Raw genomic sequence first — 13,572 nt, 5'->3', positions numbered from 1 at the left:
TGAATACGTCTATGTTTCTTTTGTTGGGGTCAGTGTCGTTCGCGCCGTGGTATTCTCCGAAGCGAATCAACGTGACGAAAGACCGCGATTTGAACCGACAAGACAACTTCTGCGGTGGCGAGGACGTGACCGATCTGGGCGAGAAAAACTCGGATATTCACGTTTCGGGCCGCCTGTTAAAATCTGAGCTAAGTAGTTTCAAGAACTCTCTCGGAAGCTCCGAAACGTTTGATCTGACGACTGAGGGATTCAATGGCGAGGTCAGAGTTGGTGGCGGTGAATACGAGGGGCCAATCGGTAAGGATGCTGAGACGCGGGAGTTTTTCTTTTCGTATTCGCTGGATTTGGTTTCGACGGGGAAGGACGAATAATGGGGTGTGGATTAGCTGACGGCATTGCCGTTGAATTTCTCACCAGCGGGCTTTCGTTCCAACCCTATGAAGTCAAAACTCGAAGCGGGCACCGGAAATTTTCCTATACGAAGATCACGGTCTCTCGGGAAGTCGGCGAGGAAATCAGTGAGAATGCCGGCGAGTTCGAACCAGTCTTAGTCACGTTCGACGGCGTGGTGCAGGATCGGTATATGTTCCACCCCGAAGCGGTCAAGCTGCATAATGAGAACGCGACGTTGACGCTCTATGATGGCGAAAAGATCCTCGAAAAGGGGACTGTCAACAAGCACTTTCAGCATACGACGCTGGAAGAAGTTATTGCGTTCATCATCGGTCGTCGCCAAGATCCGAATGGAGTTATTGTTGGGGTGAAACCACCGGACAGCGGTATTGAGGACAGTCGGGTTGCGAATGATAACACGCTCGGCCGGAGCGGCATTGTCGGACAGATATTCAATGTGCTTACGGCTTCTCTGGGTGTTCGGCTCGCGGATACCTCGATCAATATCAACGATGCCACGCCGTATGAAGCGATGAAGAAGGTAGCAGACTCCTTCTCACTGACGACGTGGGTCGATGCAGATGGCTACTTCAATTATGGCGTTCGGGGGACGAATCCGAATGCGATAGTGGTGGGTGCCGACGACGATCAAGCCCGGCTCAAAGAGTACAATGTGACGGTTGGCTCTGGGAAAGTCACCGAGATCATTCTACAGGGGCAATATGCCTACACGTCGTATGATTTCGATGGGATCTACCAGAGCCGGAAGACCACTGATATGTTTTCTTACGGGAAGGCGACTCTGAGCGGAGCTGAGGGCGGTCGGAGTTTGAAGCCCCAACAGACGGTTTCGGCAAGCAAGCCGAAGGATGTTGAAGACGCGGCGCAGCGAGAGTTGTTGAAACACTATATGAACCGGAAGAACGGTAATCTGGTTCTCAATGGCGGGGCTTCGACCGCGAAAGCCCAGTTGACGAAGTTAGCTGTTGGCGACGTGATTACGGCGTCGGGCGAGATCGAGGAGCATTGCACTCGCTCGGTTGATACGGGGACGTTCGCCGTCCAGAGTGTGCAACATACACTGGATAGCCGGCGTGGGTGGCTGGTTGATGTTGGTGTCGCCGCGCTTCCGGGCAACGGGATCGAGACTGAATCGTGGCTCTATGATCCGGCAACAGACCAGCAGTGGGAATCGGTTGATGATGTGGAGCCTATTTCACTATGATAAAATTAGGACGAGTTACGAGTGTGTTCGCCGAACCGGCTGAGAGACATGTCTATGTCTCGGTGAAGGTAACGCCGGAAGAATACTATGAGAAGATCGCGTTTGCGACGACTAAGAGCGGGCTTTGGGTTGTTCCTGAAGTCGGTGATATGGTCGAAATCTATGAGATCGGTCGGGAGTCCTATGTGGCACGGACGCCACACAATCCGCCGCAAGAGTTCGACATGCCGCCGCTTTCGGAAGGGGACTTCTGCCTGAAATTCAATGCAGAGACCGAGCTGATGTTTTCAGAGCAATCGGACGGCTCGATCAATCTCGATGTGCGTGCTGATGGGAATATCACCCTCTCGGCGACCGGTGAGACACTTGATGTGGTTTCTGCTGGCGATGTGAACCTTACAGCGGCTTCTGATAGTCGGGTTCATGTTGATGGCGGTGACGTTGTTATCGGCGATGAGGCCAATGCCGTTGGGGTAGCGAAAGCGGATCATACGCACCCCTATGTCGGTGGTGGTGACAACTCCGGGTCGAGAACATCGGGGCCACCGAATGAAGCCGGAACGACGACACTGGTCGAGTAGCGGGTGCTGGTTGGCTGATTTGATTTAATGGATATTCAACTAAACGAACACTACGATTTTGAGCTTGACGACCGGAATGATATGCCGCTGGTTCGGGGTCGGGCGGCGTTCGAACAACTGTTGTCGAACTGGACGACGAAGTATTATATCGAGATCGTTGGCCGCACGAACCGCGACAATGTGCTGTCTCTGATGGAGTTGTATGCGAATCGGATTGTCGATGAGATTGACGACGTTGGCCGGGTCTCACAGGTGGCTGTTGCGTTTTCGGACGAGGAACCCAACACGCTGGAAGTGACGACTATCTATCTCAATTCTGCACAAAGCTCGTTCGAAATTTCTGAGTAAGTATGAGTATGGAAAATGGGCGGTTTGTCGAAGATACCCAAGCGGAGATCCTTGCGGTACTAATGGCGAACGCGAAGGCAGTGTTCGGCGAGGATATGAGCGACGACGAGGTGGCGAACATCCGCCAATTCTATCGACCGGTTGCGATGCTGCTGGCCGATCTCCAATTGGATATTGGCGAGGTTTTGAGTTCGGCGCAACTCAGGTATGCCACCGGCCGGGCGTTGGATCTGTTGGTCGCGCTGATCGGGGTGAACAGAAAGTCCGCGATCAAAGCGTTTGGCGAAACGACCTTCTCACGGGATTCAGTCGCTGATGTGGACTATACGGTTCCGAAGGGCACAGTCGTACAGACGGATTCGAACGATCCGATCCGGTTTGAAACCAAAGAGTCCTCCACGCTGACGGCGGGGACTTCGGCTGTGTCTGGGGTGCCGATTGAGGCTCTGGAAGCTGGCACGAACTCGAATATCGGGTCGAACTCCCTTCGGGTCATGACGAATCCGCCGGCTGGGATCGAAGAAACGACGAACCCGGCGGCAACTGATGGCGGTGAGAATGAGGAGAGCGACGAGGATCTTCGGTCACGCGCTCGATCAGAGTTGTCGGATGGGATGCGAGGGACGGCACGGGCGGTTCGGAATCAACTTCGGAAAACAGAGGGCGTCCGGTCGGTCTCGCTATTCATCAATGACGGCGAGGATGTGGATGCCGAGGGACGGCCCCCACAGCACACAGAGTACGTCGTAGAAGGCGGGGTGGATCAGGACGTGGGACAGACCATCTTCGATACCAAAAGCTCGGGTGACGGCACTGTGGGCGGTGTGTCGGGGACTGGTGTTGAAGTGCAGGCCGAGATCGGAAACGGACAGACTCACCCGGTCAATTTCACCCGTTCGACACTCATTCAGATCTATATCGATTTGGAGATTGAGACCACTGACGAGTTCTTGGGTGTCGATCAAATTCGGGACTCGATCATTCGCTATCTCGGTGGTATCATCACGTCTGGTGACGAGGATGATGGTGAACTTCGGGTTGGTGACGACGCGGTGTACAGTAAGATTCTCTCGGCTATTATGAACGTCAACGGCGTTGCTGACGCGTCGAGCTTGTTGATCGGGAAGACCGATTCACCGACCGGAAGTTCGAACATCTCGATCACCGAGACGGAGGTTGCGACAGGTGACGCCACGGACGGATCGATTTCGATTACGGTGGTCTAAGTGCGGAACTACGGGCTGCATGAGACGACCGAGGAAGACCTTGCTTCGCAACTGCCGGCGTGGATGCCGAAAGATCCTGAGTCGGGGAACTATTCGCTATTGTCGCCGATTGCTGAGTGTATTGACGCCGCTGATCGAGATCGAGAAGCGATTGATGTGGCTCTGACGCCACAGGAAGCTCCGACCGTAGCCCAAATTGAGGCGGTTGCAGGGCTGGTCGATGTTCCGCCGCACAAGGATGAGTCCTTGGAGCATTATCGAACGCGAGTAATTGCTGAATTTCAGCTGCTCACGTCAAAGGGAACCGTTCGGGATCTGTTGAACGGGATCTCTGAGATTCTTGAAATACCGATCAACAGACTTCGATATACCGAGGAACACACGGTTCGGGGTGGGTATGCGCAGGTTGGCATCCCAAGCAAGGCGATTAATACAGTGCCAGTTTCGACCTCGGAGTTGGCCCAGATTTTTGAGGAATTGATGGCGACTTCCTATACGCTCAACCTGCTTATCGTTGGGACGTACACACACATTTCTGAAGCTGATTACGAGGCTGGATTGTCCGATCCCGAGATGGGATATGACGGGCTTGATGCTGAGGGGAATCCGAAGGACACTGGCGGGACGTATGCGGCGGTACTTGACTAATGGCTAACTACACTACTGAACTCAAAACGTGGGGAGATACCGGATCGGAATATCCGACTGGGTACTCCTATCTCGAAAACGAACAGCCGGTTGATGCATGGGATAACTTCTCGAAGTACAATATCATTGAAGACCTCAAACACCTTGTCTCACTCACGAACGACCGAATTGAATCGGATTCTGGGGTGGCCGGTGGCGAACCGACGAGCCCGGACGCGGCTCATTTGTTTCATGATACGGACAATGAGACGTTGGCATTTTGGAATGCAACAACGGATTCGTGGAGTCGCCTTCTCACTGTTGACGGGGCTACGCTTGGTGGCGATCTCGATATGGGTGATAACGCCCTCCTGAATGTGGGCACTATGACCTTCTCTGGGGCTCTACAGCTCAGTGGGCAGAGCATTAAGGACAGTGCCGATCTGGTCTATGATTCGACGACCGGCCAAGTAGGTGATGCTGATACTCTTGATGGGATGCACGCGGCTGATCTTGGGAGTAGTGCTTTCGATGATGGAATCCTCCTTGTGGAGAGTGCTGGGTTCGATTTTGGGGCTAACCTCTCGGTGACGGACAACGGTGATGCAACGGTGACGATTGACGCTGCGGAGGCCAGCGATACGCAGTCTGGAATTTCTGAAGATGGAACGCAGATGTACGCTTCTGTGGACGATATTAATTTCACTGGCTTTCTGAATGTCATTGACGACGGCGACGGATCGGTGACAATTGATCCGACGCACAACCACGATTTGCGGTATCTGCAACCCGGTGATGCAGATTCACTGTATCTGCAATCTGACCAAGGCAACGAGATTCATGTCGGCACGACGGCTCCGTCGAATCCGTCTACGAATGATATTTGGATCGATCTCAGCTAAGAGCTAATGAGCTATTTTTCATTTGACACCGAATCTGAGTGGAAAAGTGGGTGGATTAGTCGGGCTTTCATTGATGGTGATTCGGTCATATTGGGTTCGGAGGGAGATGGCTATGAGACCTCTGGAACATGGTCGAGTGGATGGCTTGATCCCGAAGACCTCAATCCAGATAGCTCTGTAGTGTCAGTTGATATTCCGAGTGGGTGCGATGCAAAGTGCCGGGTCTATGACAAAGCTGACTCTCACGATATATACCTCACCGATGGGACTCAGACGCTTGATTGGTATGAGATCGGCGGGGCAACCGATATTAAAATCAAGATCTATCTGTACGGCGACGGGACGGTAACTCCACGGCTTACGTATCTCGATCTAACGACGACGCCGCATACGATTCTGAATTATTGGAATGGCTCAGAATGGGAGTTGAAACGACTGAAAGTGTGGGACGGCTCGGCGTGGGTTGATGGTCGTATGACCGGCCAAACCAGCGACGGTCTGTGGAAGAACTACTTCTCATAATGGGATTCTTTGAGTGGTTCGGAGCAGGGAGCGAAGCCGAAACGCCTCGTGACGGATTCTTATCGTCTCGGGCCGAGTGGCATTCGTTGGGTATCGGGCTGTCAATTGGGTTCATTGTGGCTCTTGCCGGCGGGAAGGAGGCCGCTTGGTTGTTCGTTGTACTTGCTGGCATCGCACTCGGTGTGTCTAAGGTCAGTGTGGGCCAACTGAAACACGTTCAGAAGGAACCGTACTACGCGCTGGTGGCCTCAGTCGCGTCATTCTTACTGACTGCATTTCTGGTTATCCCGAATATTCCGGTTAGATGAGAAACGAATGCGGGTGACGAGGATTCTGGCTGTGTCCCAATGGCTCTAATAAGTAGATCGTGTTTATCGAGGATCATGTGGATTACCTCTATTATTTCTACGCTCTGTGAGCCAAGTGAAAATATTATATTCATGGGAGTTGACTATAAACTATGATCTCTTCAAAACGTCCATCTTTGTTTGGATTAAAATTAATCACTATACTGATAATTGTGGTCGGGATGGCTACTATCACAGTCAGTGGTGTTGCTGTGGCACAGGCTGATTCAGAGACCAATGGTAGTCTCTCTGAAGAAGATAGAACTGGAAATAATGATACGATAATAACCCAGCTCATCGAACTCTTTGGCGACTTAATCGGGCAACCGTCAGAACAACCAAGTGAAACTACCGGTAATGAAAATGAGTCTTCTGGTGAGGAACTTTCTGACGATGAAGTAGATTCTTCTGAGGAAGGGGAACCTTCTGAGGATGGGTCTTCGGAAAATGAAAACGAGGCTTCTGAGGAAGAAGAAACTTCTGAGGACGAATCTTCGGAAAATGAGAATGAATCTTCTGAGGGGGAACCGGATGAAGAAGAGAATGAGCCTTCAGGTAATGAAGAACCTTCTGAGGACGTGTCTTCAGACGACGATGATGAGTCTTCTGCCGGGGAAACGGATGAGGAAGAAACAAGTAATAAACCGGCTCTTGAAGATGTTTCCTTAGAAACAGAAGAGGTCTCTGATGGAACTGAACTTCAATTAACAGTTACTGCTGAATCAAATGTTCCTGTTGATTGGCTCCACATCAGTCTTGAGGGGCCAAATGGGAATATTCGGGGCGGTGGTCAAGAATGGGAGTTCACCGAAATTCAGGATGGTATTTGGGAGACTGAATGGACTTATACTGTATCAGATGAAGCTGCGAGCGGTGAGTACTACTTTGACAGAGTTCACGTTGAAAATGAGAGAGATTTAGAATCAGATCCTTGGCCCAGTGAGCCAAGCGTAACTATCGATACGGGTGCTAATCCAGAAGCTCCGTCACTCCAAGATGTTTCGTTGGAAACATCAAACGTTAGTGATGGAACTGAGCTTCAATTAGCAGTCACTGCCGAATCCAATACGACCGTTGATTGGCTCAGTATCAGCCTTGAAGGGCCAAATGGAAATATTCGAGGTGGAGGTCAAGGGTGGGAGTTCACCGAAATTGAGGATGGTGTTTGGGAGACTGAATGGACTTATACTGTGTCGGATGGTGCTGCGAGTGGTGAGTACTACTTTGATAGAGTTCAGGTTGAAAATAAAGCGGATTTGGAATCAGATCCGTGGCCCGAGGAACCGAGTGTCACCATTGATACGGGTGCTAATCCAGAACCACCATCACTCCAAGATGTTTCGTTGGAAACCTCAAACGTTAGTGATGGAACTGAACTCCAATTGACTGTTGAGGCTGAGTCAAATGTCCCGGTTGATTGGCTCCACATCAGTCTTGAAGGGCCAAATGGAAATATTCGAGGCGGTGGTCAAGGTTGGGAGTTCACTGAGGTAGAAGAGGGGATCTGGGAGACTGAATGGACTTATACTGTATCAGATGAAGCTGCGAGCGGTGAGTACTACTTCGACAGAGTTCACGTTGAAAATGAGGGTGATCTACAATCAGATCCTTGGCCCAGTGAACCAAGCGTGACTATTGATAATTGAAATCAATTTCTCAATTTAACAGTGTCAAGCTAATCAATCTACTTTCGGCTGATTTGGTAAGATTCTCGAAGTAAAGGTGATACCTCCTCTCTATCTATTTTTTAGGTAGTGATCGAGTTCGCCATTAAGATCTTCCATCAGTTGTCGTTCTTCGGTGGGAAGTCGTTTGTCGTGGATGGCTTCTCGAATTCGTTCTTGGAGGATAGTAGCTTGGCGTGGAGTTGGTTTCAGACCCATACTCCACGTTTCTTTTTTTAGAGGTTAAAACTGTCGGCTATTTTATAATTGTGGAAGGGGACTTCTGCGTTAGAAGTCTTTGAGGTGTTCTCTACGACGTTCAGCTTTTTCGTCGTGTGTTCCTTTGTCGTAGTGTTTGTCGAGGATCGGCCCGCTCATGTTTACTCGGTCGCTGGTCACGTCTTTGGGTTGGCCGGCGTTTTGGGCGGCGGTGACGTATCCTCGGCGGATGGCGTGGGGGCTGATTGAGCCGGGGCATTTGTTGGCGGTGTCGAAGTTGGTTGCTTCGCAGGTTTCGATTTCTCGTCCGAAGGGGCACGTCCCACCGTTGTATTCGCAGGGTCGGGAGGCGGTATAGACGTATTTTTGGAGTGTGGTTTGGGCGGGTCGGCCGGTTCGGGTGGTGAGGAGTGGTTTGCGGCCGTGTTGGTCGGTGACGGTGGTTTTGTTTTCGAGGTAGTCTGTGAGGATGGTGGCGGTTTCTGGGGCGAGGATTACGTCGCGTTCGCTTTTGGATTTGCGTTTGAGTGGGGTTCCGGTGGTGGGTCGGTGGCGGAGTTCGAGGGCTGGGCGGGTTGTGTCGAAGTCTTTCTCATCGAGTCCCCAGAGGCCGCTGAGTCGCATTCCGGCTTTCCAGAAGAGGAGGATGGTGAGGTGTCTGTTGGTGGCGTATTCGTATTTGTTGAGGTAGTCGAGGATGGCGGTTGCTTCTTGTTTGGAGAGGAAGTCGTCGCAGATTTCGTCGTCTTCGGAGACTCTGGGGATTCGGATGAGTTCGGCGGTTCCTCGGTGGATGGCTTGGATGGTGGCGGCGTATTCGATGAAGTTTTTGATGGTACTCATGTCGTTTTTGGCAGTTATTGGTTTGACACTTTGGAGCCGCCATTCTTTGAAGCGGTCGATGAGTTCGCTGTCGAGATCGTTCATGTTGTGGATCTCGTTTTGGTGGCACCAGTCGGTGAATTGGTTGAGGGTGGTGCTGTAGTTGTAGTGTGTTTTGTCTGTTATTTCGCCGCGTCGGTCTCTGAGGTATCGTTTGGCTGCGTCTTGTGGTGGGGTTGGTTTGAGTTTCATAGCCAGTAGTGGGTCTGGAGTCAGGGGACTGGCAGTAGGCTCGTCAGTCGTCAGTTTAGTCGTAAAGGTTCGCAGAACCTGTCGGCTGGCCGAGGGTTCAATTCCCTCCTCCGGCTCTTTACTTTAGGTTCAAAGCCTCTACTTACAAGAGACGGTCGTTTGAGGCTCTGCGGTAAACTGTCAAGCGAGAACTTTAGGTTCAAAGCCCAAAGCATAACCAATCTGCTCGCACCCCGTACCCGCTACACTGTCAACTGGGAGGTCGACCGATGAGTTCAGCAGTCGACCGATTGACGCGTGAGCAGTGGGCGACGCTGCTTGACGAGGTCGAACCACGAACGTTCTACCAGTTGGTCGACGCAGTCGACGACAGCCTCACGATTGATCCCAACGCCGAGGCAGTCGTCGAAACCGCCATCGACGAAGGGGTACTCGTTGTTGACACCGAAGCGAGTGGCAACTTCGAGTACTTCAGATTAAATGACGCCAGCACGCTGGAATGTTCTACTGACAATGAAGATCACGATACTACGCTTGAATCCAACCTCGATGAGTCTGGTTCTAACGATGATAACCCTGGGTGTGACAGCGGAAGAACACTACAGGCCGCCGCAACTGCCGCGCTTGATGACGCTGTTCGTTGGTTCAACCAGCGGATCGACGATGAGATTCTTGACCATACCGAACACGGTGATCATAACGATCGACCGACCACGGCACGAGAATGGTTCGCGGAGAACCGACGGTTCGACGACGCAACGATCGACGACAAACGCCTCGGTTGGGCTCCAGCAGACGGCACCGATCGGCTGATAGAACACCTCACAACGCGCGGACACTCCCAAGAGGCGATTAAGGCGACCGGGTTGTTCACCGACGACCTCCGGCTCTTGTGGCGTGGTCGGTACGTGTTCCCGTACTTTGACGAGGACGGACGCGCCGCCTACGCGATAGCGCGAGCGACCGGCGGGCTCGGTGGCGGGGCCGCCGGGTACGACGGACACCCACGGGACTTTATCGCCGGCAAATACGCGAAACTCGCCCACACGAAAGAGTACGCGGCCGTCGAGGAGCCGATTTTCGGGCTGTCGACACTCGACCGCGACGGGCCCGTGGTTATCACCGAGGGCGTCGCCGACGCGATCCGAGCTCACGAATACGGGTATACGTGTCTCTCGCCCGTGACAACTCAATTCAAGAAGGAACACCGCGAACAACTCGCAGAGATACTGAAAGACAGCGGCCGGCGAACCTACATTGTCCAGGACGCCGAGCGGCCGGTCGTCGAACACACCGACGAGGTCGACGGTTGGGACGCCCTCGGGTTGGAACAGTACGGCGAGGGCGTGAAAGGAGCCGCCCGGACGGCGGCGTTCCTCGCCGAGGAGGGGATCGACGCGTATCTCGCCGAGCTGCCGCGACTCGGGTTGGATAAGGTCGACCTCGACGACTATCTCGCCGACTGGAGCGACGACCTCGGTTCGGTGTTGGCCGGCGCGAAACCGGGCTCACAACACCCAGCATACGAGGCGGCCACACTCGACGATGAAGGCGAGAGCGGCGAGTGGGACGCCGACAGCTACGGCGACGGTGGAGGGTACGGTGCCGACCTTACCGAGGAGGAGGTCGCCGCCGCCCTCGACTACGTTAGCACGACGCTGTCATACGACGACTGGATACAACTCGGGTACGCCGTCCATGCCTGGAACGACGGTGCGAAAGGGCGACGGCTGTTTGCCGAGTGGTCGCGCCGTTCGCCCAAATGGAGCGAACCCGAGAGCCCCAACGCTATCGAATGGATATGGAACAACGCGATCGCCGGCGGCGAGGTTACAGTCGGGACGCTAATCGCCCGGGCGAAAGAAGGCGGGTGGGAGCCGCTACAACACGGCGAGGACGGCGAACCCGAGGCCGCCCTCCCGTTGGAACGCCTCGACGCCCTCGACCGCGAGGAGGCCCGTCGCTACGCCTCAAAACGCGGCGTTGAATGGCCGACGACGAGAGAGGCCCGCGAACGCCTCCGCAACAAGATCATGGACATTATGCACCACGGCGATATGAAGGTGATCGACGCTCCGACCGCTCTCGGCAAGTCCTACACGGTCGCTACCGAACCGTGGCTTCGACGCTCCAGTACCACCGGCGACGCGCCGGTCGTTCAATTCTCTGAAACCCGAGAGGCCCGCGATCAGGCAGCCGGCCATAGTGCCGACGCCGGTGTTGAGGCCGCCCGCCTCCTCGGCCGATCCGAGGCGTGTCCCGTCGCCGCTGGAGCACACGACCCCGCCGGCGAGGACGAAAACGAGCCCGAGGTCGTCATTACGATGAACGGCCAACCCGCGAACGAATGGTTCGAGGCCGTGTGTGACGGCGATGGTGTCCCGTTCAGTGTCGCCCACACCTACCTCGACGACCACAATGACCAGGACGCCGACCTCCCGTGTTGTGACGGCGAGGGCGAGTGTCCGGCGATCGCCCAGTGGGACGGCCTCCCGCGGAACGACGACGGCGATCCGGCCGTCGACGTGATTCACGCCACCCACGGGTTCGCACACGTCCCAAGCCTCCGCAACGGGACAAACATGGTATTCGACGAGGAACCCGACTTTTCGGTCGAGTTGTCCCACGAACGCGTCCGGAACGCTGTCGCCGCGTACCTGAAAGTCGCCGACGCGCCGGTGACTGATTACGAGCGGTTTGTCGCCCGGGCCCGGAAAGGCGAGGACGAGCCGGCGAACGAACACAGCGAAAATCAGTATATCCGAGATGCCCTCGATTACGAGCCGGATCGGGAGTGGTACCTGGAGGCCGACGGATCGCACACTCTCGCGCCCGCCCTCACAAAGGCGATATACTGCGCTCTCCGGCCGGAGGAGGGCGGCACCGACGCCGACGCGTCGGACGCGAACGGCCGATACAACGCGACTGTGGGGCATGAACCGCCACGCCTCGACAAAGAGGCCAACGACGCCGAAGGGTGGAACCGAGTGTGGGTGTCGGTCGTCCTCGACGAGGACAACACCGTCCGAACGGTGAGATCGACGCCGGACACTATGGCCGCCCGGTCGGTGATCGGCCTCGACGCCCACCCGTGTGTCGAGAAGTGGCAACGGAACGCCCACCCCGACATTATGCCCCAGCCGGTGCTTAGCCCCGACGAGCGGAGACTCTGGAGGCGGTTTGAACGCGGCCTTTCGGTCGTCGGTGTCGGCGACGCCACGCGGCCGCTCACCTCCGGCGAATACTTCGACGAGGACGGGACGCGGGCGTTCCTCCAGTCGCTCCGCGATCATTACGGCGACCGGTTCCGAACGGCGATTACAGCCGCCTCGGTCGAACACCGAACCGAGGAGTTGCTGGAGGAGGTCGGCGTCGACGAGCCCAACACCATGCACTACGGCGAGGAGAAAAGCCGCGGCGACTTTGGCGACGAAGATGTGGGCGCGTTGAACGGGTGTATCGACCCGGGCGACGACTTTGTCCTTGACCTCCTCGCGGAGGCCGGCCTGGAGGCGACGCCTGAAACGAACACTAACGACGACGGCGAGGAGTACCGCGCGAAAGGCCGCGGCTTTGAGGGGCCCGACGCGGACGCTGCCGAGCGGCTGTTGGCGAGTGTTCGGGAGAACCACGTCGCCCAGGCCGCCGGCCGATACGCCCGCAACGCCGACGACAGCGACGACGAGGCGGTCGTGTTCGTTCGGACGGACGCCGTCCCCGACGGGTACCTCGACCTCACTGTTCCCGGCGTCGAATGGATCGCTACGGATCGACAACGGGAGATTATCGGCGAGCTCCGGCGGCGGCCGACAGCGACGACACGGGAGATCGCCGACGCCACGGGCAACTCAAAGGAACACGTCCGGCAAACGCTGGAGCGGCTGGAGGAGGCCGACCTCGTCGAGTGTCGGGAACACGCCGGCGACCACGGCGCACACATCTATCGGGCGTTGGCCGGCCTCGGTGAGGGCGACCTCGTCGAATTGACCCCAACCACCAACGACGGCGTATGTAATTCCTATACGTGGTCGTTGGCGGTATCTCGTCCCGAAACCGAATTCCGGGCGCGAACCACGACCGCCACGCCCGAGAGTACGTCCTCACCGTCGAAAAAGCCGAGTGAACAGCTCGAGTTAGGAGCCGGTACTAACGTCGATCCGCCGAACTAACCTGGCTGGAGGCGGCGATCGCCGCGGTTCGACAGTCGTGGGTACGCCGTCGACCCCGCCGAAACACGGCCCTCGACGTGTGCCTCGGCGTTCGCCCGGCGGGCCGGTCGGCGTGTCCTCGGCGTGTCCTCGGCGTCTCTCGACGTGGGGGTGTGGAGTTGGCTGGGGAAGGTCATCCTTCCCCGGACCCCTCCATCTGACACCAAGAGCGAACCAAGAGTGAACCAAGAGTGAACCAGGTGAGGATCAAGGGGGGAACCAAGAGAGGCTGTTTA

General features: G+C 55.5%; 13 protein-coding genes. 11 read left to right on the top strand and 2 right to left on the bottom strand.

What is annotated here, in order from left to right; genetic code table 11:
- The first annotated feature begins 32 nt into the window (after nucleotides 1–32).
- The 10 genes from EWF95_RS02610 to EWF95_RS02565 all read left to right on the top strand — a co-directional run bounded on the left by EWF95_RS02610 (nucleotide 33) and on the right by EWF95_RS02565 (nucleotide 7,817).
- A complete protein-coding gene (locus EWF95_RS02610) occupies nucleotides 33–371 on the top strand; it encodes a hypothetical protein (protein ID WP_142442500.1) in 339 nt (112 codons plus the stop codon).
- Complete coding sequence (locus tag EWF95_RS02605) at nucleotides 371–1,618, top strand: hypothetical protein (RefSeq protein ID WP_142442499.1); 1,248 nt, start codon at nucleotides 371–373, stop codon at nucleotides 1,616–1,618. Before EWF95_RS02610 ends, EWF95_RS02605 begins: the two co-directional genes overlap by 1 nt.
- 23 nt (nucleotides 1,619–1,641) lie before the next feature.
- Nucleotides 1,642–2,199 carry a hypothetical protein gene (locus tag EWF95_RS02600; protein WP_142442498.1) on the top strand — a complete coding sequence of 186 codons (558 nt, stop codon included), beginning with the start codon at nucleotides 1,642–1,644 and terminating at the stop codon, nucleotides 2,197–2,199.
- A gap of 27 nt (nucleotides 2,200–2,226) precedes the next feature.
- Nucleotides 2,227–2,547, top strand: coding sequence for a hypothetical protein (locus tag EWF95_RS02595; protein ID WP_142442497.1), 321 nt, complete (start codon nucleotides 2,227–2,229; stop codon nucleotides 2,545–2,547).
- Nucleotides 2,548–2,549: 2 nt separating this feature from the next.
- Nucleotides 2,550–3,773 carry a baseplate J/gp47 family protein gene (locus EWF95_RS02590; RefSeq protein WP_142442496.1) on the top strand — a complete coding sequence of 408 codons (1,224 nt, stop codon included), beginning with the start codon at nucleotides 2,550–2,552 and terminating at the stop codon, nucleotides 3,771–3,773.
- Nucleotides 3,774–4,421: a hypothetical protein gene (locus EWF95_RS02585; RefSeq protein WP_142442495.1), complete on the top strand. Its 648-nt coding sequence runs from the start codon at nucleotides 3,774–3,776 to the stop codon at nucleotides 4,419–4,421.
- The gene (locus EWF95_RS02580; protein ID WP_142442494.1) at nucleotides 4,421–5,302 is read left to right on the top strand and encodes a hypothetical protein; all 882 of its coding nucleotides are present in this window, start codon (nucleotides 4,421–4,423) and stop codon (nucleotides 5,300–5,302) included. The genes EWF95_RS02585 and EWF95_RS02580 overlap by 1 nt, the downstream gene beginning before the upstream one ends.
- 6 nt (nucleotides 5,303–5,308) lie before the next feature.
- Nucleotides 5,309–5,824 carry a hypothetical protein gene (locus EWF95_RS02575; RefSeq protein WP_142442493.1) on the top strand — a complete coding sequence of 172 codons (516 nt, stop codon included), beginning with the start codon at nucleotides 5,309–5,311 and terminating at the stop codon, nucleotides 5,822–5,824.
- A complete protein-coding gene (locus EWF95_RS02570; protein ID WP_142442492.1) occupies nucleotides 5,824–6,132 on the top strand; it encodes a hypothetical protein in 309 nt (102 codons plus the stop codon). The genes EWF95_RS02575 and EWF95_RS02570 overlap by 1 nt, the downstream gene beginning before the upstream one ends.
- Nucleotides 6,133–6,284: 152 nt before the next feature.
- Nucleotides 6,285–7,817 (top strand): hypothetical protein, encoded by a 1,533-nt coding sequence (locus EWF95_RS02565; RefSeq protein ID WP_142442491.1) that lies wholly within the window; start codon nucleotides 6,285–6,287, stop codon nucleotides 7,815–7,817.
- Between the two features lie 306 nt (nucleotides 7,818–8,123).
- On the opposite strand, the gene EWF95_RS02560 is transcribed toward EWF95_RS02565, so the two are convergent.
- A complete protein-coding gene (locus EWF95_RS02560; RefSeq protein ID WP_142442490.1) occupies nucleotides 8,124–9,128 on the bottom strand; it encodes a tyrosine-type recombinase/integrase in 1,005 nt (334 codons plus the stop codon).
- 269 nt (nucleotides 9,129–9,397) lie between these two features.
- Between EWF95_RS02560 and EWF95_RS02555 the strand changes: the two genes are divergently transcribed.
- Complete coding sequence (locus tag EWF95_RS02555) at nucleotides 9,398–13,297, top strand: PriCT-2 domain-containing protein (RefSeq protein WP_142442489.1); 3,900 nt, start codon at nucleotides 9,398–9,400, stop codon at nucleotides 13,295–13,297.
- Here EWF95_RS02555 and EWF95_RS02550 read toward each other — a convergent pair.
- Nucleotides 13,294–13,473, bottom strand: a complete 180-nt coding sequence (locus EWF95_RS02550; protein ID WP_142442488.1) for a hypothetical protein — start codon at nucleotides 13,471–13,473, stop codon at nucleotides 13,294–13,296. The genes EWF95_RS02555 and EWF95_RS02550 overlap by 4 nt on opposite strands.
- Nucleotides 13,474–13,572: the final 99 nt, after the last annotated feature.

This window comes from Halonotius roseus, assembly GCF_006861655.1.
Lineage (GTDB): Archaea > Halobacteriota > Halobacteria > Halobacteriales > Haloferacaceae > Halonotius > Halonotius roseus.
The sequence above is the reverse complement of the archived record's forward strand: the minus strand, read 5'-3'. Positions and strand labels throughout refer to the sequence as shown.